Source organism: Cellulophaga algicola DSM 14237, assembly GCF_000186265.1.
Classification (GTDB): Bacteria; Bacteroidota; Bacteroidia; order Flavobacteriales; family Flavobacteriaceae; genus Cellulophaga; species Cellulophaga algicola.
Genome location: NC_014934.1, coordinates 802500 through 825606 on the forward strand (window position 1 = coordinate 802500; position 23107 = coordinate 825606).

Below are 23107 nucleotides of genomic sequence, written 5' to 3' on the forward strand. Positions count from 1 at the left end.
TTACCCATGAAAAAATTAATTATTGCTGGCGGTTCTGGTTTTCTAGGAAAAGAGATTGCTAGCTATTTTACTACAAAATTTACGGATATTGTTATTCTTACACGAGGTACTACCGAAACCAAAAATGGGTGTCGCTATGTAACTTGGGATGGAAAAACACTTGGCGCTTGGCAAGAAGAATTTAGGTCTTGTGAGGTACTCATCAATATGGCAGGGCGCTCTGTAGATTGCCGGTATACCCCTAAAAATAAAAAACTAATTATGGATTCTCGTGTAGACGCTACCAAAATATTGGGCGAAGTAATTACTAAAAGTAAAAATCCGCCGCAAGTATGGATCAATTCTTCTACAGCCACAATCTACAGACACTCCTTAGATCAACAAATGGACGAAGCAACGGGTGAAATTGGTACAGGGTTTTCTGTTGCTGTTGCCAAAGCTTGGGAGGAAGCGTTTTATGCGAGTATCACACCTAACACCCGAAAAGTAGCCTTACGCACCTCTATTGTATTGGCTAAAAATGGCGGAGCGCTGGTTCCTATTGTACAATTAGCAAAAATGGGCTTTGGCGGTAAACAAGGTAAAGGAAACCAGCAATTTAGTTGGATTCACTGTGATGACTTTTTAGAAAGCATCAACTTTATCATAGAAAACGATCACTTAATTGGTGCTGTAAACAGTGTTGCTCCAGAACCTGTTACCAATTCATTTTTAATGAAAACTATCCGTAAACAATTAAAAATTCCATTTGGGATTCCCCTTCCTAAGTTCCTGTTGGAAATTGGCGCACGACTCATTAAAACAGAAACTGAACTTATTTTAAAAAGTAGAAATGTAATTCCTCAAAAATTAACCGATGCAGGATTCAAATTTAAATTCAACACTATAAAAGGTGCCTTAGAAGATTTAATATAGGCTAGTCCTTTGCCTTTATATAGGTATCATATCCACCTTCTAGATTTACAACGGTATATCCTAAAGCAGTCAACTTATCGGCTGCTTTAGCACTGCGGCCACCTACCTTACAATACACATATACCGTTTTATCCTTAGCCACATGTTCCGATATTTGTGTCTGAAAATCAGCATCAAACCAATTGATATTCAAAGCATCATTTAAATGCCCTGCATTAAACTCATCAGGTGTTCTTACATCTAGTAAAGTGACATTTTTAAGTTCATCTTGTGAAACTTCTGTGATAGGTTTTGATTTTATTTGCGAACAACCATAATTTAAAAACGCTAAAAAGGCGAACAATACTGAATATTTCATAAAATATATTTAAAAGTTAAATGTACAATAATCGTTGTTAAAAAAATTAAGTAGCTTTGAGAACTCTAAAAAAGTATATGACATCACATTCATTGCATCCAGATACATGGGTAGACCAATATGCCGATTACTTATTTAACTATGCAGTAATCCGTGTTAGTGATGCCGAAATAGCCAAAGACATTGTTCAAGAAACTTTTTTAGCCGGATTAAAATCTGCTAAAAATTTTAAAGGAGAAGCTGCAGAACGTACTTGGTTAATCTCTATTCTTAAACGAAAAGTCATTGATCATTATCGAAAAATTAATTCGAATAAAGGTAAGGCCGAGGTAAGAATGACCTATAATTCTAGTGTTGATAGTGATGGCGATTGGTTAGAAGAGCAAGTAGCCGATCCCTTTAGTATATTAGAAAACGACGGTATTGAAAATGAAGAATTAGGTTCTGCTATCCATGATTGCATTAGTAAATTACCAAAAAAACAGGGCCAAGTTTTTAAAATGAAAACAATTCAAGGAATAAGTACTGAAGATATTTGTAATGAATTAGAAATTAATCCGTCAAATCTTTGGGTAATGATTCATAGGTCAAGAACAGCCTTGATGGATTGCCTTAATCAAAATTGGTTTAATATATGATTTCCTGCGAAAAAGCTGCACTTATTTGTGATAAAGCCCAATATGAAGAAGCTACTTTTGTTGAAAAAGTAAAATTAAAATTTCATATTCTTTTCTGTAAATTTTGTTCAGTACACACTAAAAAAAATACACAGCTTACGTCCTTATGTGATAAAGCGAAGCTTACAAATTTATCTGAATTAGATAAAGAGAAAATGAAGAATGATTTAAAGAATAGCATTTAAATCCCTATTTCTACTAAAAGTATAGAAATCCACCAGAAAATTGGAATTGCTTCTACCCAAAAAGAAGCATAATATTTGTTTTGGTTCTTTTTAGTATACAGCATTATATGTCCTAATATTAGGAACAAAACACCTTTTGTAATAGCATCTAATGGGGTTAAATCTTCTTTTAAAAAGGTTAAACCATAAAGTATAATTGCTAAAAAACCACCAAAAACCAGTGTTTTATGTGCTCCAAAACGTTGTGGAATGGTTTTTAGAGCAGCAGCATCGTATTTTAGATCCCTGATTTCAAAAGGCACAAGCAGTATTAGAACTAGCAAAATACGTTGTATTACTTCGATAGCCACATCCCAAAGAATAACATTTGGTTTTTCAAAACTAGGCAATACTACCGTAACTCCTGCCCAAACTAATGCGACGATAAAAACTTTGAGTCCCGCTAAATTTCTTAAATTTTTAGTATGCGGCAATAACGGAACAGCATATAAACCTGTTAAAAAAAATAAGCCTACCATTAAATACAATTCATTTTCATTTAAATAAAAAGCGCTGTAACAGGCAATAATTAAAGCTATGATACTAAAAAACTGAATGTTCTTATGGTATCGGTTGGCAACCAATATATATTTCTTTGCTTCTACCCCATACTTTACAAAATTGTAGGCAGTCATCGTACCAAAAAATACCAAAAACTTCAAGTGACGATCGATAGAAATGTTCAACAATATAGCCGTAACTTCCATAAGAGCAAGTACTGCAAAAGCAACGTGAATACTAGCATCTAAATAAAAATCGAAAAGACGTTTTGCATACTTCATCAAACAAAAATAAACAAACTGTTTATAACCTTCCTTTTTAGTTCAAAACTTTAAATATACAGGAGTCTAAATAACCTATTTTGAGCAAATTAATCATTATTTTTGTGCGACTAATTCTAAGAAAAACTGCATACTTAATGAAAACAGACGTGTTTGCATCGCGCCATATCGGCATAAGAGAAGAAGACCTTCAACACATGTTTAAAACAGTGGGTGTTGAAAACCTAGAACAACTAATTTACGAGACCATTCCGAATGATATTCGTTTAAAAACACCACTTGCGCTTGAAGCGCCAATGAGTGAACATAAGTTTTTAGAACACCTTCAAAATCTTTCTGAAAAAAACAAAGTATTTACTACCTATATCGGTTTAGGATACCATGAAAGCTTAACGCCTTCTGTAATTAAAAGAAATATTCTTGAAAATCCAGGATGGTACACGGCATACACCCCTTACCAAGCAGAAATTGCTCAAGGAAGATTAGAGGCATTGCTTAATTTCCAAACCATGATCTGTGATTTAACAGGTATGGAATTGGCAAATGCATCACTCTTAGATGAGAGTACTGCTGCGGCAGAAGCAATGACCATGTTGTATGAAGTACGAAGCAGGGAACAAAAGAAAAATAATGTTGTTAAGTTTTTTGTTTCTGAAGAAATATTGCCACAAACACTTTCGCTACTAAAAACAAGAGCTATTCCTTTGGATATAGAATTAGTGATTGGCAACCATGAAACTTTTGAATTTGGTGCTGATTTTTACGGCGCTATTTTACAATACCCTGGCAAACATGGGCAGGTAAATGATTATGCTAGTTTTATAGCTAAAGCAAAAGAACAAGAAATTAAAGTTGCGGTTGCAGCAGATATCCTAAGCTTAACCCTTTTAACACCTCCAGGAGAATTTGGTGCTGATGTTGTGGTAGGTACCACACAACGCTTTGGAATTCCTTTAGGATATGGTGGGCCACATGCTGCCTTTTTCGCCACCAAAGATGCGTACAAAAGAAGTATTCCTGGCCGTATTATTGGAGTTACTAAAGATACGGATGGCAATCCTGCATTGCGTATGGCATTACAAACTAGAGAGCAACATATTAAACGCGACAAAGCAACCTCTAATATTTGTACCGCACAAGTTTTATTAGCCGTTATGGCAGGAATGTACGCGGTATATCATGGTCCTAAAGGTTTAAAATATATTGCTAAAAAAGTACATACTTCTGCGGCAACACTCGCGGATGCTTTAGAGCAATTAGGCGTATACCAAATTAACACCTCTTATTTTGATACCATTACGGTTAAAGCGGATGCGACATTAGTGAAGCCGGTTGCGGAGAAAAATGAGGTTAACTTTTTATACAGTGATGACCAAACAATTTCTATTGCATTAAATGAAGCTACCTCTTTAGAAGATCTTCAAAAAGTTGTTGCAATTTTCGCGGAAGCTTTAGATAAAGATGTTATTGCTATTGATGTAGTAAAAGACCTATCAGCAATTGCTCCTGTATCTCAAAGAACTTCGCCATTTTTAGAAAATGTAGTATTCAATTCGTATCATTCGGAAACTGAAATGATGCGGTATATTAAAAAATTAGAGCGTAAAGATTTAGCCTTAAATCATTCTATGATTTCATTAGGTTCATGCACCATGAAATTAAATGCTGCTTCTGAAATGCTTCCATTAAGTTCAGCACAGTGGGGAAACATTCATCCCTTTGCTCCAATTGAGCAAGCAGAAGGCTACCAAACAATGCTAAAAGCATTGGAGGTCGACTTAAATATTATCACAGGATTTGCAGGTACTTCATTACAGCCAAATTCTGGTGCACAAGGAGAATATGCCGGTTTAATGGTGATCCGTGCCTACCACGAATCTCGTAATGATAGCCACAGAAACATTTGCTTAATTCCTGCTTCTGCTCATGGTACAAATCCTGCTTCTGCAGTGATGGCCGGAATGAAAGTAGTGGTTACAAAAACCGATGAAAAAGGAAATATTGACGTTGCAGATTTAGAAGAGAAAGTAGCAAAACATGCAGATAATCTTGCTGCCCTAATGGTTACTTACCCTTCTACACACGGTGTTTTTGAATCCTCTATAAAACATATTACTAAACTGATTCACGATAACGGCGGACAAGTATATATGGATGGTGCCAACATGAATGCGCAAGTAGGACTAACAAATCCTGCTACTATTGGTGCAGATGTTTGCCACTTAAATCTACATAAAACCTTTGCAATACCTCATGGTGGTGGCGGACCAGGAGTTGGTCCTATCTGCGTTGCAAAACAACTAGTACCCTTTTTACCAGGTAACCCTGTGATCAAAACTGGAGGCGAAAAAGCCATTAGTGCTATTTCTGCTGCGCCCTGGGGGAGCTCTTTAGTATGCTTAATCTCTTACGGCTATATAAAAATGTTAGGCGAACAAGGACTAAGACATTCTACAGAAATTGCAATTCTAAACGCTAACTATATCAAACATCGTCTAAGCGGAAATTATGAAGTGCTATATACTGGAGAAAAAGGTAGAGCTGCACACGAAATGATTTTAGATTGCAGACCCTTTAAACAAAACGGAATTGAAGTTACGGATATTGCAAAACGCCTAATGGATTATGGTTTCCACGCACCTACTGTTTCTTTCCCTGTTGCGGGAACAGTAATGATAGAGCCTACAGAAAGTGAAGGCTTAGCAGAATTAGATCGTTTTTGTAGCGCCATGATTTCTATTAGAAAAGAAATTGATGAAGCTTCTGCTGAGGATGTAGATAATGTACTTAAAAATGCACCACATACTTTAAAAATGGTTACAGCAGATGCATGGAAATTTCCATACAGCAGAGAGAAAGCTGCGTTCCCATTAGAGTTTGTATCTGATAATAAGTTCTGGCCATCGGTTAGACGTGTTGACGATGCATATGGAGATCGTAATTTAATCTGTACTTGTGCTCCTATTGAAGCCTATATGGAAGCGTAAAAACACCAATAAAATCAATGCTTTGAGCCTCTTCAATACTATGAAGAGGCTTTTTTTATTTCTATATTTTAAAATAATAACTAGGTTGAACATCATTTATTTTATTATGCATGCATAACAACTCTTTGATTTTTTAGTAACTTCGTGCAGATTTAAAGAACACCAAAAATGAAAATCGGAATTACAGGAACAGGATCATATATACCACCTGTTTTAACAGCTAATAGCAGCTTTAACAACCACACATTTTTAAATACTGATGGAACCGCATTTGCGCATTCTAACGAAGTAATAATAGAAAAATTTAAAGCCATTACCGGTATTGAAGAACGCCGTTATGTCACGGATGATTTAAATACTTCTGACATTGCATTTTTTGCTGCTGAAAAAGCAATTGCTGATGCAGGAATTGATAAAGAAACTTTAGATTACATCATCTTCGCACATAATTTTGGCGATGTAAAACATGGTACGTCTCAAGGAAATACCTTACCTAGTTTAGCGACACGTGTTAAACATAGTTTAAAAATAAAAAATCCAAAATGCGTTGCTTATGATCTTCTGTTTGGATGTCCTGGATGGATTGAAGGGGTGATACAAGCCAATGCATTTATTAAAAGTGGTATTGCTAAAAGATGCTTGGTTATTGGCGCAGAAACTCTTTCTAGAATTGTAGACGATTACGATCGTGATTCTATGATTTATGCCGATGGTGCTGGAGCTACAATTATTGAAGCTTCTGATAAAAACGGAGAAATATTAGCACATGCTTCTGCTACCTACGCCTATGATGAAGCGAACTACTTATTTTTTGGCCCTTCTTATTCCAAAGAAAATACAACAGACACCAACTACATCAAAATGCATGGCCGTAAAATCTATGAATTTGCAGTAACAAATGTACCGCAAGCCATGAAAGATTGCTTAGATAGCAGTGGAGTTGCAATTACCGATGTTAAAAAAATATTCATTCACCAAGCGAATGAAAAAATGGATGAAGCGATTGTAAAACGTTTTTACAAATCTTATGGGATGGAAATGCCAGAAGGTATTATGCCCATGAATATTAGAGAGAATGGAAATAGTTCCGTAGCTACAATTCCTACCTTATTTGATATGGTGAAGCACGGAAAAATAGAAAATCAGGCTATAGAAAAAGGAGATGTTGTTATATTTGCAAGCGTTGGCGCAGGAATGAATATAAATGCCATTGTTTACAGACACTAACAGCCTTTTTTTACATGTACGAAAACACGTTTCCGAATAAGCGATTTGAGCATACTTTAAGCTTTTTACAAAAACATGTAACTACTTCGCAATCTATTCTTGATTTAGGAGTAGAAAATCCGTTTTCAAAAATAATGACGGAACGTGGTTTTAAGGTGAAAAATACAGGTGGTGAAGATTTAGACTTAGACTTTTCTTCAGTCGTTTCTTCTGATGCGGAAGTCGTGACAGCTTTTGAAATATTTGAGCACCTCATAGCTCCATTTAATGTTTTACGTGAGATAAAGGCTGATAAATTGGTTGCCAGTATTCCTATGCGATTATGGTTCTCACCAGCCTACCAGAGTAAAACGGATAAATGGGACCGTCATTATCATGAATTTGAGGATTGGCAGTTTGATTGGCTCTTAGAAAAAGCAGGTTGGAAAATTGTAGACCGTATTAAATTTACGAATCCTGTCCATAAAATAGGCTTTAGACCCTTACTTAGAAAATTTACCCCTAGATATTATATGGTTTACGCAGAACGCATATAACTATTTTTAGCCTTCAATACCCTACTCATTTTTCCAGTACCTTACAACCAAATATTTTCTTTATTTTAAAATAACTATGCCAAAATTAATAGTAGAACGTACTTCTGAATGGAACAATAAAGCCCGACAAATAGACTTCTATATTGATGGTGTACAAAAAGGAATTCTTGACAATGGTAAAACGTTAACCTTTGATCTTGAACCAGGAACCCACGAAATCGTTGCCAAAATTAATAATCGAAGAAGTGAAAAAATCCAAATTAACTTTACCAAAGACGAAACTAAAACATTTAAATTGGCAGGCTTTAAATACGGAAGTTTAGTAATGCCTCTTATTATTGGGTCTGTTTTAATTTTTTTGGTCTGTAAAGCTTTTCTTAATATTGAATTGAAGTTTCTATTAGCCCTTTCTCTTTTGGCTTTTTTATACCCTGTATATTATATGACATTAGGTAAGAATAATTACCTATCTTTAAGTGATCTAACCTCATAGAGCAAGATAAATTCACGATTTTGAAAAATGACATAAATATAATTTGGGCTGACCTTAATGAGGAATTATTTGCGTTTATGCTGTCACAATTAAAAGATGAAGAACTCGCAAAAGACCTACATCAAGAAGTATTCATAAAAGTCCAAACAAAAATTCATCAATTAAAGCACTCCTCCAAACTCACAAGTTGGGTCTATCAAATTACGAGAAATACTATTATTGATCATTTTCGAAAAACAACATCAAAAAATATCAGCTTAGAAAATGTTGACATTGCTGAAAGTGAGGTTGACAATTTTAAATATTCAAACCTAAGCACCTGTATCAATCAAAAAATAAAATTACTTTCTGCAACACATCAAGAAGTGATTCTTTTAACAGCTTTTCAAAACTACACCCAGAAAGAACTAGCAGAGCACTTGAAAATATCTTATTCAGGAACAAAATCTAGAGTCCAAAAAGCGAGAGAAATTCTTAAAAACACTATTTTAGATTGTCCTAATCTTGAGGCTGATAGTTCTGGTAAGTTATTAAACTTTGAAAAAAAACAAGATTAATTACGTCTTTTTAAAACTACCTACGTCCATTAAATATACCTTTAAAAGAAGATAAAATGGACCAATCAAAAACAATTAAAGTACAGATCATTAATGCCTTTGTAGCAAATAACAAAGGCGGAAACCCCGCAGGGGTAGTTTTGAATGCAGGCGAGCTAAGCATTAGAAATAAATTAGAAATTGCTCAAAAAGTAGGACTCTCTGAAACAGCATTTGTTTCAAGCTCTAAAACGGATGCTTTTAAATTAGACTTTTATACGCCCACAAAACAAATAGCCCATTGCGGACATGCAACTGTTGCTACTTTCTCTTACCTAAAGCAACAAGGATTACTAAAAGGGAATACCTCCTCGAAAGAAACAATAGACGGTAGCCGAGGCATTAGAATAATTGGGGAAAATGCTTTTATGGAACAACGAGCTCCAAAATATGCTTCCTTAGAAAATTATAAAGCCGCTATTTTAAAATCAGTAGGACTCGATACAGCTGATCTTCTACCCAATACTTCCATACAACTTGTTAACACCGGTAATTCATTTGTACTTATCCCTGTTAAAACAACTAAAGCCTTAAAAAACCTGAAACCCAATTTAGCGCTTATTAAAAAAATTAGTATTGAATTAGAGGCTGTAGGGTATTATGCGTTTACACCTACCTCATCAAATGTAGAAAGCGATGCAACCACAAGAATGTTTGCACCTAGTTATGGTATTTCTGAAGAAGCAGCTACAGGCATGGCTGCTGGGCCCCTAGCGAGCTATCTATATGACGTGATGTCTATAGACAAAAGAAGATTTATGATTCAACAAGGAAATTTTATGGATAGCCCATCTCCTAGTTTAATTATTGTCGATTTAAATATTGAAAAAGGTAAGATCACACAACTCATGGCTGGAGGAAAAGGAGTTGTTAAAGAGGAGCTAATAATTACCTTAGACCAGTAAAATTAATTTTAGACAAACTATAATGGTTCAATAACTGGTTGAACCATTATAGCTGCCTATTAAAACGCTTTTTTATCTTCTATGCCCCATTGATCTAAGCTTTTTAATATAGCTTCTAATGATTTTCCCCTAGCCGTTAAAGCATATTCTACCTTAGGGGGTACCACTGGATATATTTTTCTAGAAATCAATCCGTCTTTTTCCAATTCTCTAACTGTTTGTGTGAACATTTTATTAGAAATTCCAGGAACTTTCTTCTGTAAAACTCCGGATCGCTCTGCTCCTTCTAATAAATGGAACAACACAATTGGCTTCCATTTGGTACCAATTAAATTCATGGTATAATCTAGCGGACAATAATTAGCATTCATTTAACATATATTAAATAACTATAAATCAGCAATTTACTCGTTTGGGTAACTAAGCAACTTTTAGGTAAGTTATTACATTTAAGGCAAATATAGATTTATTTTGTCTTAAAATTAATCTTATGACCACTAAAAAAGAATATCCAAAATCGTTTTCACATATAGGCATTACTGTTCCAGACATTAAAAAGGCCGTTAGCTTTTATACGGAAGTGATGGGCTGGTACGTAATCATGGAACCCTCTACCGTTACCAAAGAAACAGATACCGCTATTGGACAAATGTGTATCGATGTATTTGGTGATGCTTGGGAAACTTTTGAGATTGCCCATTTAGCGACATCTGATGGCATCGGAGTCGAATTATTTTCATTTCCGCAAGGCATTAAAGAAGCGCCAGAATTTAGTCCGTTCAATACAGGACTTTTCCATTTTTGCATACAAGACCCAGATATCGAAGGTTTGGTAGAAAAGGTAAAAGAACATGGAGGAAAACAAAGAATGCCTATTCGTGAATATTACCCAAAAGACAAACCTTTTAAAATGTGTTATGTAGAAGATCCGTTTGGGATTGTATTCGAGATTTATACGCACAGTTATGAACTCACCTATTCTTCTGGTGCGTATGCAAAATAATTCTATTAAAGTTTAAAAGCCATAATTATAGTATAGACCACCTTTAGTTCATCTTATGCCTATATTTATTGTAGATTTTAAACGGCAACTTTATACATATGGAGAAAAACGATAGTAGGGCAAATTATAATTATGGCTTTCCAACACCAGGACCTCAACAACCAACAGGCCAAGATGTAATGAATCATGTGTTTTTCACCACTCAGTCTGATTGGAAAAAAATACAAGAAACGGAGCAGTTTGATTTTATAGTTGTGGGCTCTAGTTTTTGCTGTCTTGCATTCGTAGAAAGAACATTATCCAAAAATCCATTTGCTAAAATTCTTATTTTGGAGCGTGGAGAATACTTTTTACCTGAGCACTTTCAAAATTTACCTTTACCGTATAAACAGACACTTGGAGGTTTAAGTGAAACATACCCTTGGACTTTGTCTAAAAAAACCACTGAAGGCGAATATATCAAATGGCAGCATGGCATGTTGCCATTTTTTGGTGGCCGTTCTACTTTATGGAGTGCTTGGTGCCCTAGACCCACTAAAGAAGAAATGATTAATTGGCCAAAAGAAGTCATTGCCAACGCTCATAATTATTTTGCTACAGCGGAAAAACTCTTAAATGTAGTACCAACGGATCAAATTGACTCTCCAATTAAAAGTAAACCAGTATATGGTGTACTACAAAAGGAGATTCAACAAAAGTTAAATGAAAATTATACAAAAATTAAAGAAATTACAAGAACTTTTGCTGCGCCTTTAGCTGTAAAAACTCCAGACGTAGTAGACTTAGATTTTTCCAAATTCTCCGTGCCGGGAAAACTTTTAGAGATCGCAGAAAGGCAAAAAGAATTGTTTAAAAAAGAAAAAGGCGCTTTAGTACATATAGTCACAAATTGCCTTGTTAGCAAAATAATAGCCCAAGACAATTATCCAACGGCACTAGATACCTCAAGGGGTATTCTTAATATAGGAGAAGCCAAATTAATACTTGCTATGGGAACTATGCCTCCTACCACGTTGATTCAAAATTCTTTTCCTGCGCTAGAAAACGTAGGAAAACGATTTACATCACATTTTGTTTCTGCAATCATTGCTAGAATCCCAAGAGTACATTTTGAATTTTCCAAGGACTTAGCCGAATTAGAGTTAGGCGCATTTTATATTGCAGGTGTAAACCCTGAAAGAGGCCATGAAGGTCAGTTTCACATTCAACTAACCGCATTATCAGATAAAAATCCGATTAAAAATATCAAAACTGCATTAATTAATATGCCAGATGTCGTGGCCACTGCAACTAAAGAACAACTATTAGATTCAAAAGATTATGTCGTATTTGTTTGTGCTACTCTCGGAGAGTTAGATTATAACAATGAAGAAAACTGGTTTTTAAAAAATGCAGATTTAGACCCAACAACTAATGCTACTTTACAAGTCATTGCTAATCGTAATGATATGAAAGTATGGGATTCTATGGACACAACTACTTTTGAAACCTTAGAAGAAATAATATCGCCTGAAGGAAAAAAAATGGTGGAGTATTGGGATACTATAACTAAAAAATGGGAAAACAGAAGACCTACAGACAAAAGCTATAGAGTTCCTGCCTTAGTGCATGAAGCATCAACACTTTGGATCAGTGATAAAAAAGATGAAGGTGTCGTAGACGTAAATTACAAGGTAAAAAAAGTTGAAAATGTATATGTTACAGGTGCTGCCTTATGGCCCACTGGTGCTTCATGGAATCCAACTCTAACCATGGTGGCTTTAGCGCAACATTTAGCAGATAATTTAAGTAAATAAAAAAACTTTTCCAGGTAGTACTGGCATACTACCCAAAAAAGTAATCAAACTGAAATTAAATTGTATGAACTAGCAAGCTTCTTTCAGCTCCATCTCTCTTAGCTTAACCAAAGCTTCAGATTTAGAGTTTACATTAAGCTTTACATAGATGTTCTGTATATGGAAATTAACAGCACTTGCTGTAATAAATAAGCGTTCTGCAATCATTTTATAAGTACTTCCTTGACAAAGGAATTCTATAATTTGATTTTCTCTCTTGGAAAAAGAATCGTATGATTTACTTTGAAACATAGAGATTAACTTTGAGGCAATATCATGACTCATCGCTGCACCTTCAAACTTTATAGAATCTAAAGCGTGGTGAAGCCTAGCATTAGTAAGAGGTTTTGTTAAGTAGCCGTTGGCTTGATTTTTAAATGCTTTTTTTACTTGTTCAAAATCGCTATCTGCACTTAGCATGATAACTTTTATGTCTGCCTTTAATTTTCTGAAATATTGAATAGCATCAATACCATTTAAGTCTGGAATTGCTACTTCTGATACAATAATATCAGGCATTACGGAGTTAAATTGTTGTAGGGCATCATTCACTGAAGTATATATACCAGCGAGTGCATAATCTGTGTAGGTTTCAAAGAAGTAACGGTAACCTTTGTGAAATTGTTTATCGTTATCTATGATCATAATTTTTAGAACATTTGATTGCATATTGTGGGGGTTTTTGGGGATCAACATCCTTCATGTTTGGGCATTAAAAGACATCAACAATTAAAATTTGTTTTAAATAAATCGCTAAAAAAAGACACTATACTATGTGGAATAATTAGGGGTAATTATCCTTATATCGTAGTTATAAAATTTTTAATCTTAAGTTAAGGGGGACTATCTCAAGATCTACATCTTACAGTTAAATGCCTTAAAATCAGCAATTAATAATGTTTGGAATAAAAATTTAGCGCCAATAGAACTGAAGTTCATGTGCTTTTATTTGTTTAATTTCTAAGAAGAAATCAAAAAGACTTTCGCTAAATTTTTGAAAAAGAGTGTACTGTCCTCTATGAGGAAACTGTAGGTTTATGTTAGTTTTCATTTATTTGGGGGATTTGGGAAAATGTAAAATTATTTAATAGGCTTTTTTTTAGGTTTAACTTAATAATTATGCTAAAAGTTCTTTTAAAAAGCAATAACTATTTGTTATTACATATTCTAAATTTATATAATTATTCTACAAACCTAGTAAAAATTAGTAATACTTTTCCTACGTAAAATTGTCTTTCGATGAACTACATAGCATTTCATCTATAACCACATGTATTTCAATTAAATAAGGGTTTTTACAAAGGAGTGCATTTGGTCGAAAAATTATTTACAACCTAAAAAAAGAGGGCTTAAACGCAAAAAACTATCGAAATTACAGAGACTGTCTTACCAATCTTAGTAATTTCAATAGTATTTATTTTCCCAATTAAAGCGTACTATCCCAAATATGTAATTATAATTCTTTAGTCTTCATACATGTTCACTGCTGTAGCAGTAGAATTCATAGTATCTACCTGCATGATCCACTTTTCATCATTATATTTTCCGTTTAAATTAGAAACATAAGCTGTTTCTGCTTCTTGCTTAACTTCGTAATCAGCTAAATACACATAAAACAATCCGTTTTCTTTATTGAAGAATTTCTGTGGATTTAAGCCTCTGTTCTGAAGGTTTTTCATAAATGCATTTAAATACTTTTCTGTCTTATACACATTTGCTATTACATAATATCCCGTTTTTACTCCAACAATATCTGCTTCGTTTAAAACTTTAATCGATAATTCTTTGTAATCTTTTTTAGCGTGGTCGTTATTAATAGCATAGGTTTTCTTAATTTCTGCTTTAGAAGCTGCAATTAATTCATTAGGATTATTGTATGCTGCATTATTTGTACCTGAAGTACTAGCTGTTCTAATTTCATTTTTTAACACTCTAACAATATCGTCAAACCTTCTTTCAAACTCTTGATTTCTTGTAGACTCTAAAGAATCTAGTCGATAGATCAATTCATCTAATACTAAGCTGTTTTCATATGCTAACGAGTTTACATCTTCTACAACATCATTTACTGCCATTCCACTTGAACCAGCACCTCTTTCTATTGTTTTTCTACTTTTCTTTGGAATCCCTTTTTTATTAGATTTTACTGGAGCAGCATTATCAGCATCATCAACAGCATTATCAATTTCAGATTCTTTCGTTTGCTTTTCTTGAGCAGACATTAATCTAAGGATCTGCTCTTCATAGTTTCTAATAATAGCATCTACTTTGCTATCTTGAGAATTATCTACATAATCTGCTAACGTCTTTTTATTGTTCTTAAAAGTGTAGGCTACGGAAACTTCATGATTCCACCCCAAATCTGCTTCCGTATTAGCCACATCCTTTTCCATTAAATACCCCAAAGACATTTTATCACTTAAATTAAAACCAAACCCTGCAGAAAGCCCATAATCTGCATCAAACGTTGTTTGTAACCAACCATACTTAGGCAGCTCTAAAACCATTGATCCTACATACGTAAAGCTATTATCACTATTACGTGCAACTTGTAACATTGGTGTAAACCTCCCATTTGCAAACAACCCCCTTGTTGTGCCCATGGTGTGCGTATACTGTAACGCTGCCTTAATACTCTTATCATTAAAGTTGGTTAAAAACTCATTTGTAGATTGGTTGTATTTAAATAAATCTTGTGCATAGACACTAAAATCAAATTTTCCTATAGATAAAGTAACCCCTGGCTGAATCGCTATTTTACTTTCTTTTTTAGTTTGCGCTAATTGAGGATCATTTTCATCTGCTATTACACGGTTTCTATCTAAACCATCACTAAAATAAGTAACATTTGTTCCAAACGTCAAGCTGCTTTTATCCCCTAATTGCACTGACGTTGCATAATTTGCATTGAACCCAAATTCTTGAACTACCCCTGACCATTGGCTGTATACCCCTAAACCTAATGCCGTATGGTCATTAATTTTATTACTAAAACCTATAAAATAATTTTGATTATTGTCTTCAAAAGTACTGTATTGATTTCTGTGTAAAATATTGATATAAGATTTGTTCTCTCTTACTAATGAAAAAGTAGGATTAATTAAGAATCTGTTAAAGAACAATTGATTATGGTACGTTGTTTTTGTACCAAAATTTGCAGCGGCCTCTTCTTGACCAATTACAGACTGGAAACTCATCATTACTATGAATATAAGTACCAGTGTAATTTTGTTCGATATGTTAGTTACGTTGTTCATCTTTGGGGATTTTTGTGGGGTTTTTGTTGTAATCGCTAATACCTTGGGGAGTATTATATATTATCTTATTAGCAGTTGGGACTACTTATCTTCAAATATTGAGGTCGCATAATTTATTTTAGACTCTGTATTCATGGCTTCTAATATGCCATCATCTTTAGTTTCTGGGGTAAAACTACGTCCTGATTTAGAATAACTGAATGCTACACGCTCTACAGCGCCTTTATCTTCTCCACGGTTGATTATCACATAACCCGTTCCGTTTTTATTCATAATATCTAAGGAGAATTCATCTTTTGAACTGTTAATGGGACTACCAAGGTTGACAGAAGCGCCAACCTTGTTATTAGCTACTTCCACCATAAAAACATCTAGTCCCCCATAGCCTTTATGCCCATTTGAGGCGAAAAATAGCGAAGTCCCTCCCACAATATTTGGATACAAATCATTCTCATTTGTATTGACTTTCTTTCCTAAATTTTTAACAGCACCAAACTTACCGTTTGATTTTAAATCTGCTACATAGATATCAAACTTACCAAATGTACCTGGCATGTCTGATGCAAAAAATAAGCGTTTACCGTCTTCTGAAATCGCTGGATGCATAGAAGAAGAATTCTTAGGCCCTAAAGCTACTTCTTCAACCGTTTTCCATTGTCCCGATACTTTTTCTGCTTTAAATATTTTATGTACTAATTCTTTTTTTGAAAATACACCATATTCTGGTTTAACATATATAGCCTTCGTAAAGTATGCAGCCGTACCATCTGGTGTAATTGCAATCTGCAATTCTTCTTGTTTAGTATCTATTTGATTTTCTGACGTTATTGAAGATTTAGTCTCTCTAGCCACAAATTCTTCTATAGACTTTTTACTTGCTGTTGGATTGATATAAAAATCATTGAATTTATTATCCCTTGATTTTTCTTCATAATATTCTGATTTTACAGCGGCAACCCAATTTTTATCATTTGAAAATTTTGATGCTTTTTGATTGCCTGTCTTTTCAATTGCAAATTGGTAACGCTCTACATAACTATCACGCACTCCTGCTCCATCACTTAACTTAAAAAGTTTTGTGTACCAGTGTAATGCCGTCTCATAATTCTCACTTAAAAAATTGGCATTACCCAAATCTTCATAAATTTCTTTTTCTGAATATCCTAAACTCTTTAGAGTATTAAAATTTTCTTTTCGTTTCGTGTTTTCTATTTTTTCTGATTTTGACATTCTATTCGTGTCAGAATCTTGTGCTTGAATAGTGTAGCATGAAAATGCAATCATTGTTGCAAAAAACACGTTGTAGGTTAAATTATTTTTCATAACTAATTCGATAAAGGGGTTAATATCTTCGACAAAATTCACTATTTATTCCTAGAGCATAACTAATAAAAAATCATAGGTTTTTACTAAAAAGATGTATTTCATCGAAAAAAAAGGTTTTTAATCCGATATTTTGTATAAAAAAAATGAAATCTCACTGAAAAAAAATGAAATTTGAGCAAATCATCTCCTTCCTAAAGCAGAATTTTAGTTGGATATTTACACCAAGTATTAATTATTTCAATGAAATATTACGTAGTTATTCCCGCGCACAATGAACAAGACTTTTTAGAAGGGACTTTACAATCTCTAATATCACAAACTCTTCTGCCTAAAAAAGTAATTATTGTTAACGATAACTCTACCGATAATACGGAAGCGATAATCGATAAATTCACTACTAATTGTCCTTTTATTACAAAACTGAATACGACTTCGTCTACGGAACATATGCCAGGCAGTAAAGTTATTAATGCCTTTACTAAAGGTTTAGCGCTATTAGATGAAGAGTATGACTTTATCGTAAAATTAGACGCAGACCTTATACTGCCTACAAACTATTTTTCCGAAATAGCCACTGTATTTAAAACAAACAGTACTGCAGGTGTTGCTGGTGGATTTGTTTTTGAGAAAAATAAACTAGGCGAATGGCAACTTAACCACCCGATGCATAAAAAACATGTACGCGGAGCATTTAAAGCCTATTCTAACACATGTTTTAAAGCAATTGGGGGACTTAAGAATGCTATGGGATGGGATACGGTAGACGAACTGCTAACCCAGTATCATGGATTTGAAGTAATCACCTTAGATGGTTTAAACGTAAAACACTTACGCCCTACTGGAGATGCCTATAACAAAAAAGCCAAGCAGCTTCAAGGAAAAGCAATGTATCAAATGCATTATGGTTTTATAATTACCTTAATTGCTTCACTAAAAATGGCGTTCAAACAACAGAAATTAAATGCCTTTTTTGATAATATAAAGGGATACCTAAATGCAAAAAAACAAAAAACCCCCTTCTTGGTAGCACCAGAAGAGGGTCAGTTTATTCGCAATTTACGTTGGAAAGGAATTAAAAAACAATTATTCTAAAACCGCTGCAATTGGTTTACCGGTAGCTCCATTAGGGAACGCAATGCCTAACATTGCTGATATTGTTGGTGCTATATCAGGAATTTCAGTAGGCGCTACTGTTGCTCCCTTTTTTATCCCTTTTCCAAAAAATAATAAAGGAACATGTGTATCATAATTATAAGGAGAACCATGCGTAGATCCCGTACCACCATACTGAATGTAATTTGGCTTTAATACCAGCATCACATCTCCGGATCTTAAGGGGTTGTATCCATTCTGGATAATATAAGGAATGCCATGTGTATAGTTATTTTCTAACATTTGCTCTGCTGTAAACACAAGCTCATAGATACCATAAGTCATGAATTCATTCGCAATTTGTTCTTCTACTTCTCTTAGTTCTAAATCTAAATTCTTTACAATCTTATAATCTAAAAATACTTGACTGTTAGATATGTTTTTAACAATATCTTCGGTACCATAGGTGTACTTTAAAAACTGAGTAAACTTATCCTTCAAGGCATTATTATCTGTATATCCTGCTGGTATTTTCTGGTCTTTTAAATAAGAAGGTACATCTACTGCTGCATGATCTGCGGTTAAGAAAACAGTATATTCTCCTTCACCAACTTTTTCATCTAAGGTATTTAATAACCGTTCTAAATCGGCATCTAAATTTAAATAGGTGTCTTCTACTTCTTTAGAATTAACACCATACATATGCCCTACATAATCTGTACTTGAAAAACTTACGGCTAAAAAGTCGGTAATTGCATCTGCCCCTAAACTTTCACCATCTAAAGCTGCAATAGCAAAATCTGCCGTTAAACTATTCCCAGAAGGAGTTGCTTTAAGAAGGTCAAACTGCCCATTTTCATCCCAAAGTGCAGGAATATCATGTGGAAAAGCAGAATTCACTTCTCCTTTAAACTTACCTTCATAAGCATTATCATCTGTACCACTCTCTAAATACGTGTCAATACTTTTTAAGGTATTCCATGGTTTTTTATACGAAACTGCTTTCCCTGAGGCATTAAAATCTAACACCCACTTTGGCAAATCACTTCTATAAAAACTACTCGTAATCCAGCGGCCTTCATCTTTACCATGAAACCAATACGCTGCGTTTGCCGTATGTCCGGCAGGTAAAACAGCTCCTCTATCTTTAAGCGCTATCCCTATTACTTTACCTCGCATTTGTGTATGCAAACGCAATTCATCTGTTACCGTAGTAACCGCATTTTGAAAAGGAGATACTTGACCCGCATCAGAAGTAGTACCTACTGAAGTGTAATTAGCATCCGTAACACAATACACTTCCTTGTCTAGCTCCTTATCATACCAGTTATTTCCAATTATTCCGTGAGTAGCTGGTGTCGTACCAGTATACACGGAGGTATGCCCTGGTGCCGTATAGGTAGGGGCATAATTAAAATGATTATTTTTACAATTAAAACCTTCATTCATTAAGCGCTTAAAACCTCCTTCTCCATATTGATCATAAAAACGAGTCAGATAATCGTACCGCATTTGATCAACCACAATACCCACCACCAATTTTGGCCTTACAAAAGGAGCTTCAACAATTGTCTTTTCTTCTTTGTTCTTTTTTGATTTTCGTTGTGCTTGTACTGTACTAGTCGTAAAGTACATAAATGCTGTAAGCAATACCACAGCAGAATTTTTATAATTCATTAGAAATAGTTTAAGGGATAAAAGTAAAGAAATAAATAATTTTATATTTGAATAAAAAGTTAAATCGAAATTAAGAAAGCTACTTTAAAATTTACACCCAAGTTACTTGCGGGACTAGTTCTTTTTTCTTTTCTTACAATAACAAGTAACAACCGGTTTAATATTATTATTTTTACATCAACTAGATTCTAATTAATTAATGAACTACCTAGCATCAATTGGCAGTTATTTTATTATGATACGTGAGGTTTTTAAAAAACCTACGAAATGGAGAATAATGAAATCGCTTATTCTTAAAGAGATAGATGAACTTATTTATGGCTCTTTAGGTATCATCATATTTATTTCCTTTTTTATTGGAGGGGTTGTAGCCATACAAACCGCCTTAAATATGACGAACCCATTAATCCCGAGAAATCTTATAGGTTTTGCCACGAGACAATCGGTTATTTTAGAGTTCGCCCCTACGTTTACCTCTATTATCATGGCAGGGAAAGTAGGCTCTTATATTACTTCTAGCATTGGTACAATGCGGGTTACAGAACAAATTGATGCCTTAGAAGTCATGGGTGTAAATTCGTTAAATTACCTCGTATTCCCTAAAATTGTTGCCTTACTATTATATCCTTTCGCTATTGCTATAGCCATGTATGTGGGTATTTTTGGTGGGTGGATTGCCGGAGTATTTGGCGGATTTAGCACGAGTGCTGATTTTGTTGAAGGTATTCAATTAGATTTTATTCCGTTTCATGTGACCTATTCCTTTATAAAAACAATAATCTTTGCTTTTATTATTGCAACGATACCTTCTTTTCACGGGTTTTATATGAAAGGTGGGGCTTTAGAAGTTGGTAAAGCAAGTACAACATCGTTTGTATGGACGAGTGTGGTTATCATTATTGTAAATTATGTACTAACACAATTATTACTAGGATAATGATAGAAGTAAACGACATACACAAATCATTCGGAGAGGCTGAAATCTTAAAAGGAGTTACTACTCAATTTGAGAAAGGTAAAACCAATTTAGTCATTGGGCAAAGTGGTTCTGGTAAAACTGTATTTCTAAAGTGCCTATTGGGGCTTTTTGAACCAGAAGAAGGGTCTATTTGCTATGATGGAAGAACCTATTCTAGTCTATCTGGTGATGAGAAAAGAGATTTACGTCAAGAAATGGGAATGGTCTTTCAAGGAAGCGCCTTGTTTGATTCTATGACCGTGGAAGGCAATGTAACGTTCCCTTTAGAGATGTTTACCAAGCAATCTAAATCTGAAATGCAAGATAGAGTTAATGCGGTTTTAAAACGCGTTAACCTTATTGATGCACACCATAAATATCCATCAGAAATATCTGGAGGAATGCAAAAAAGAGTTGCTATTGCGCGTGCAATTGTAATGAACCCTAAGTATTTATTCTGTGATGAACCTAACTCTGGTTTAGACCCGAAAACGGCTATTCTAATTGATAATCTTATTCAAGAAATTACAGAAGAATATGATATTACTACGGTAATTAATACTCATGATATGAATTCTGTGATGGAAATAGGGCAAAAGATCTTATTCTTAAAAAATGGATTAAAAGAATGGGAAGGGACTAATAAAGAGATATTCAAAACCGATAACGCTGCCGTTACCGATTTTGTTTATTCTTCTGAGTTATTTAAAAAAGTACGCCAGATGTATATTGAAGAACGTAATTAATCTACTTTTTCTCTAACTTCAATTTTAGAATTTTTTAAACGAAGCTTTAACCATTCGGTTATTTTCTTTGTATCCGCTTCTACTTGCGTTTTCTTTAAGTCTTTTTGCCAATCCACTTCAAAAACAGGAATAGTATCTAATTTTTTAAAATCTGTTCTTATCGTATAAGAATAGCTTAACGATTCTAATTCTTTATAATTTACTTTCGCTTCTGCACTAATATCTTCAAAAGGTATCTGTAAACGCTTTAGCTTATTTAATTTCACTAAATCATCTTCTAAGATTTTAATTCGCTCATCTTTAGTGAGCAATTCTGCTTTTTTAGATTCATACAGTTCGTTTACATATTTAAACTGATCGACAGCCTCATTTTTAGATCCTTGAATAATTTTTAAATTGGTCCCTTTTAATTCGGGATACTCTTCATTTTTAATAGACTCCCAACTGGCAATAATATTATCAGGAACTAATTCTTCTCCCATGAACATTACTTCAATTGAAGATTTTTTATCTTTGGCTTTACTACCAAAAATCATGTCAAAGAAGTTTTTATCACTACCGTGATATTCAATATTGGTAAAGTTCTCTAAAAACATTCCGTTTCCTGAAAATTTATACTTTGCTACATTATCTGCTATAAAACTTTGTGCTTCACTTTTAAACTTAGACTCTTTCCAAGCCTGAAAAAACGTATAACTAGCAGGAATCATTACTAAAATAGCTACTAAAGAGGCTAATCTGGCGATTGTTCTTCTGCGCTGAGAATTGGCATAACGCACCATTGGAAACCCTAAAATCTTAATCACTAAGAATGTAGCTAAACCAATAAAAATGGTATTGATTGTAAATAAATACATGGCACCACTAGCATAATCCCAATTGCCTATTGCGAGTCCAAAACCAACCGTACATAAAGGTGGCATTAAGGCAGTTGCAATTGCAACTCCAAAAATAACACTGGCAATAGTTCCTTTTTTCGCTCGCGCAATAACTAATGCTAAACCACCAAAAAATGCAATTAAAACATCTCGAATATCTGGTGCAGTTCGCGCCAAAAGCTCAGAAGACTCATCGCGTAAAGGAAAAAATTTAAAGAATAAAAAGGCGGTCAGAATACTCAAGACCACCATAACTCCAAAATTCTTTAAAGACCTGCGTAACGTATCAACATCATTAATAGCCAATGATAGTCCCATTCCTAAGATAGGGCCCATTAAAGGCGAAATTAACATCGCACCAATCACTACCGCTGTAGAGTTTGCATTTAAACCAATTGACGCAATAAATATAGAGCAAATTAAAATCCAGGAAGTATGTCCTTTAAAGGGAATATCTGCCACAATAGATTCTCTCGTAGCTTCCTGATCTGTATTCTTTCTTATGTCTAATAATTCCGATAAAAATTGCTTTGTAGAATCCAGAAGACCATGAAGATCTTTTTTTACTTCCTCACCCTTTTGTTCTTCATTACTATTAGGAGCTATGTGGTCTTTATTTAATTCGTCTTGCATAT

The 23107-nt window shown here is 34.2% G+C and carries 23 protein-coding genes; 14 read left to right on the forward strand and 9 right to left on the reverse strand.

From position 1 onward, the window contains the following. The first annotated feature begins 6 nt into the window (after window positions 1-6). Complete coding sequence (locus tag CELAL_RS03550) at window positions 7-915, forward strand: TIGR01777 family oxidoreductase (protein ID WP_013549546.1); 909 nt, start codon at window positions 7-9, stop codon at window positions 913-915. Between the two features lies 1 nt (window position 916). Here the strand turns inward: CELAL_RS03550 and CELAL_RS03555 are convergent, their stop codons facing one another. Next, a complete protein-coding gene (locus CELAL_RS03555) occupies window positions 917-1273 on the reverse strand; it encodes a rhodanese-like domain-containing protein (RefSeq protein ID WP_013549547.1) in 357 nt (118 codons plus the stop codon). Window positions 1274-1350: 77 nt separating this feature from the next. On the opposite strand from CELAL_RS03555, the gene CELAL_RS03560 reads away from it, so the two are divergent. Further along, window positions 1351-1911, forward strand: a complete 561-nt coding sequence (locus tag CELAL_RS03560; RefSeq protein ID WP_013549548.1) for a sigma-70 family RNA polymerase sigma factor — start codon at window positions 1351-1353, stop codon at window positions 1909-1911. Continuing rightward, the gene (locus CELAL_RS03565) at window positions 1908-2135 is read left to right on the forward strand and encodes a hypothetical protein (RefSeq protein WP_013549549.1); all 228 of its coding nucleotides are present in this window, start codon (window positions 1908-1910) and stop codon (window positions 2133-2135) included. Before CELAL_RS03560 ends, CELAL_RS03565 begins: the two co-directional genes overlap by 4 nt. Here CELAL_RS03565 and CELAL_RS03570 read toward each other — a convergent pair. Beyond that, on the reverse strand, window positions 2132-2956 hold the full coding sequence (locus CELAL_RS03570; protein WP_013549550.1) for a UbiA prenyltransferase family protein: 825 nt from the start codon (window positions 2954-2956) through the stop codon (window positions 2132-2134). The two genes, CELAL_RS03565 and CELAL_RS03570, sit on opposite strands and share 4 nt — an antisense overlap. A gap of 137 nt (window positions 2957-3093) precedes the next feature. Here CELAL_RS03570 and gcvP point away from each other — a divergent pair, with 137 nt between their 5' ends. From gcvP to CELAL_RS03600, 6 genes are all read left to right on the forward strand, one after another. After that, a complete protein-coding gene (gene gcvP, locus CELAL_RS03575) occupies window positions 3094-5943 on the forward strand; it encodes an aminomethyl-transferring glycine dehydrogenase (protein WP_041557483.1) in 2850 nt (949 codons plus the stop codon). A gap of 168 nt (window positions 5944-6111) precedes the next feature. After that, on the forward strand, window positions 6112-7170 hold the full coding sequence (locus tag CELAL_RS03580) for a 3-oxoacyl-ACP synthase III family protein (protein ID WP_013549552.1): 1059 nt from the start codon (window positions 6112-6114) through the stop codon (window positions 7168-7170). 14 nt (window positions 7171-7184) lie between these two features. Next, window positions 7185-7706 carry a methyltransferase domain-containing protein gene (locus CELAL_RS03585; protein WP_013549553.1) on the forward strand — a complete coding sequence of 174 codons (522 nt, stop codon included), beginning with the start codon at window positions 7185-7187 and terminating at the stop codon, window positions 7704-7706. A gap of 76 nt (window positions 7707-7782) precedes the next feature. Next, window positions 7783-8199 carry a hypothetical protein gene (locus CELAL_RS03590; RefSeq protein WP_013549554.1) on the forward strand — a complete coding sequence of 139 codons (417 nt, stop codon included), beginning with the start codon at window positions 7783-7785 and terminating at the stop codon, window positions 8197-8199. A gap of 20 nt (window positions 8200-8219) precedes the next feature. Beyond that, window positions 8220-8756 (forward strand): sigma-70 family RNA polymerase sigma factor, encoded by a 537-nt coding sequence (locus CELAL_RS03595; protein WP_013549555.1) that lies wholly within the window; start codon window positions 8220-8222, stop codon window positions 8754-8756. A gap of 56 nt (window positions 8757-8812) precedes the next feature. Next, entirely contained in the window at window positions 8813-9700 is an 888-nt protein-coding gene (locus CELAL_RS03600) for a PhzF family phenazine biosynthesis protein (RefSeq protein ID WP_013549556.1), read from the forward strand. Between the two features lie 59 nt (window positions 9701-9759). Here the strand turns inward: CELAL_RS03600 and CELAL_RS03605 are convergent, their stop codons facing one another. Further along, window positions 9760-10071 carry a winged helix-turn-helix transcriptional regulator gene (locus CELAL_RS03605; protein WP_013549557.1) on the reverse strand — a complete coding sequence of 104 codons (312 nt, stop codon included), beginning with the start codon at window positions 10069-10071 and terminating at the stop codon, window positions 9760-9762. A 119-nt stretch (window positions 10072-10190) separates the two neighbouring features. Between CELAL_RS03605 and CELAL_RS03610 the strand changes: the two genes are divergently transcribed. Both CELAL_RS03610 and CELAL_RS03615 read left to right on the forward strand, forming a co-directional pair. Continuing rightward, window positions 10191-10703 (forward strand): VOC family protein, encoded by a 513-nt coding sequence (locus CELAL_RS03610; RefSeq protein WP_013549558.1) that lies wholly within the window; start codon window positions 10191-10193, stop codon window positions 10701-10703. A gap of 98 nt (window positions 10704-10801) precedes the next feature. Then, the gene (locus CELAL_RS03615; protein ID WP_013549559.1) at window positions 10802-12499 is read left to right on the forward strand and encodes a GMC oxidoreductase; all 1698 of its coding nucleotides are present in this window, start codon (window positions 10802-10804) and stop codon (window positions 12497-12499) included. Window positions 12500-12568: 69 nt separating this feature from the next. On the opposite strand, the gene CELAL_RS03620 is transcribed toward CELAL_RS03615, so the two are convergent. From CELAL_RS03620 to CELAL_RS03630, 4 genes are all read right to left on the reverse strand, one after another. Further along, entirely contained in the window at window positions 12569-13207 is a 639-nt protein-coding gene (locus tag CELAL_RS03620; RefSeq protein WP_013549560.1) for a response regulator transcription factor, read from the reverse strand. A 244-nt stretch (window positions 13208-13451) separates the two neighbouring features. Further along, on the reverse strand, window positions 13452-13589 hold the full coding sequence (locus CELAL_RS22285; protein ID WP_165750086.1) for a hypothetical protein: 138 nt from the start codon (window positions 13587-13589) through the stop codon (window positions 13452-13454). A gap of 412 nt (window positions 13590-14001) precedes the next feature. Next, on the reverse strand, window positions 14002-15795 hold the full coding sequence (locus CELAL_RS03625) for a PorP/SprF family type IX secretion system membrane protein (protein ID WP_013549561.1): 1794 nt from the start codon (window positions 15793-15795) through the stop codon (window positions 14002-14004). A gap of 81 nt (window positions 15796-15876) precedes the next feature. Further along, complete coding sequence (locus tag CELAL_RS03630; protein ID WP_041557485.1) at window positions 15877-17118, reverse strand: TolB family protein; 1242 nt, start codon at window positions 17116-17118, stop codon at window positions 15877-15879. Between the two features lie 243 nt (window positions 17119-17361). Here CELAL_RS03630 and CELAL_RS03635 point away from each other — a divergent pair, with 243 nt between their 5' ends. Further along, window positions 17362-18213: a glycosyltransferase family 2 protein gene (locus CELAL_RS03635; protein WP_013549563.1), complete on the forward strand. Its 852-nt coding sequence runs from the start codon at window positions 17362-17364 to the stop codon at window positions 18211-18213. Here the strand turns inward: CELAL_RS03635 and pafA are convergent. Beyond that, on the reverse strand, window positions 18205-19890 hold the full coding sequence (gene pafA / locus CELAL_RS03640) for an alkaline phosphatase PafA (RefSeq protein ID WP_013549564.1): 1686 nt from the start codon (window positions 19888-19890) through the stop codon (window positions 18205-18207). The two genes, CELAL_RS03635 and pafA, sit on opposite strands and share 9 nt — an antisense overlap. Before the next feature lie 199 nt (window positions 19891-20089). On the opposite strand from pafA, the gene CELAL_RS03645 reads away from it, so the two are divergent. Next, complete coding sequence (locus tag CELAL_RS03645) at window positions 20090-20827, forward strand: MlaE family ABC transporter permease (RefSeq protein WP_013549565.1); 738 nt, start codon at window positions 20090-20092, stop codon at window positions 20825-20827. Further along, the gene (locus CELAL_RS03650) at window positions 20827-21594 is read left to right on the forward strand and encodes an ABC transporter ATP-binding protein (RefSeq protein WP_013549566.1); all 768 of its coding nucleotides are present in this window, start codon (window positions 20827-20829) and stop codon (window positions 21592-21594) included. Before CELAL_RS03645 ends, CELAL_RS03650 begins: the two co-directional genes overlap by 1 nt. On the opposite strand, the gene CELAL_RS03655 is transcribed toward CELAL_RS03650, so the two are convergent. Next, window positions 21591-23105 (reverse strand): DUF389 domain-containing protein, encoded by a 1515-nt coding sequence (locus tag CELAL_RS03655; RefSeq protein ID WP_013549567.1) that lies wholly within the window; start codon window positions 23103-23105, stop codon window positions 21591-21593. The genes CELAL_RS03650 and CELAL_RS03655 overlap by 4 nt on opposite strands. Window positions 23106-23107 lie beyond the last annotated feature (2 nt).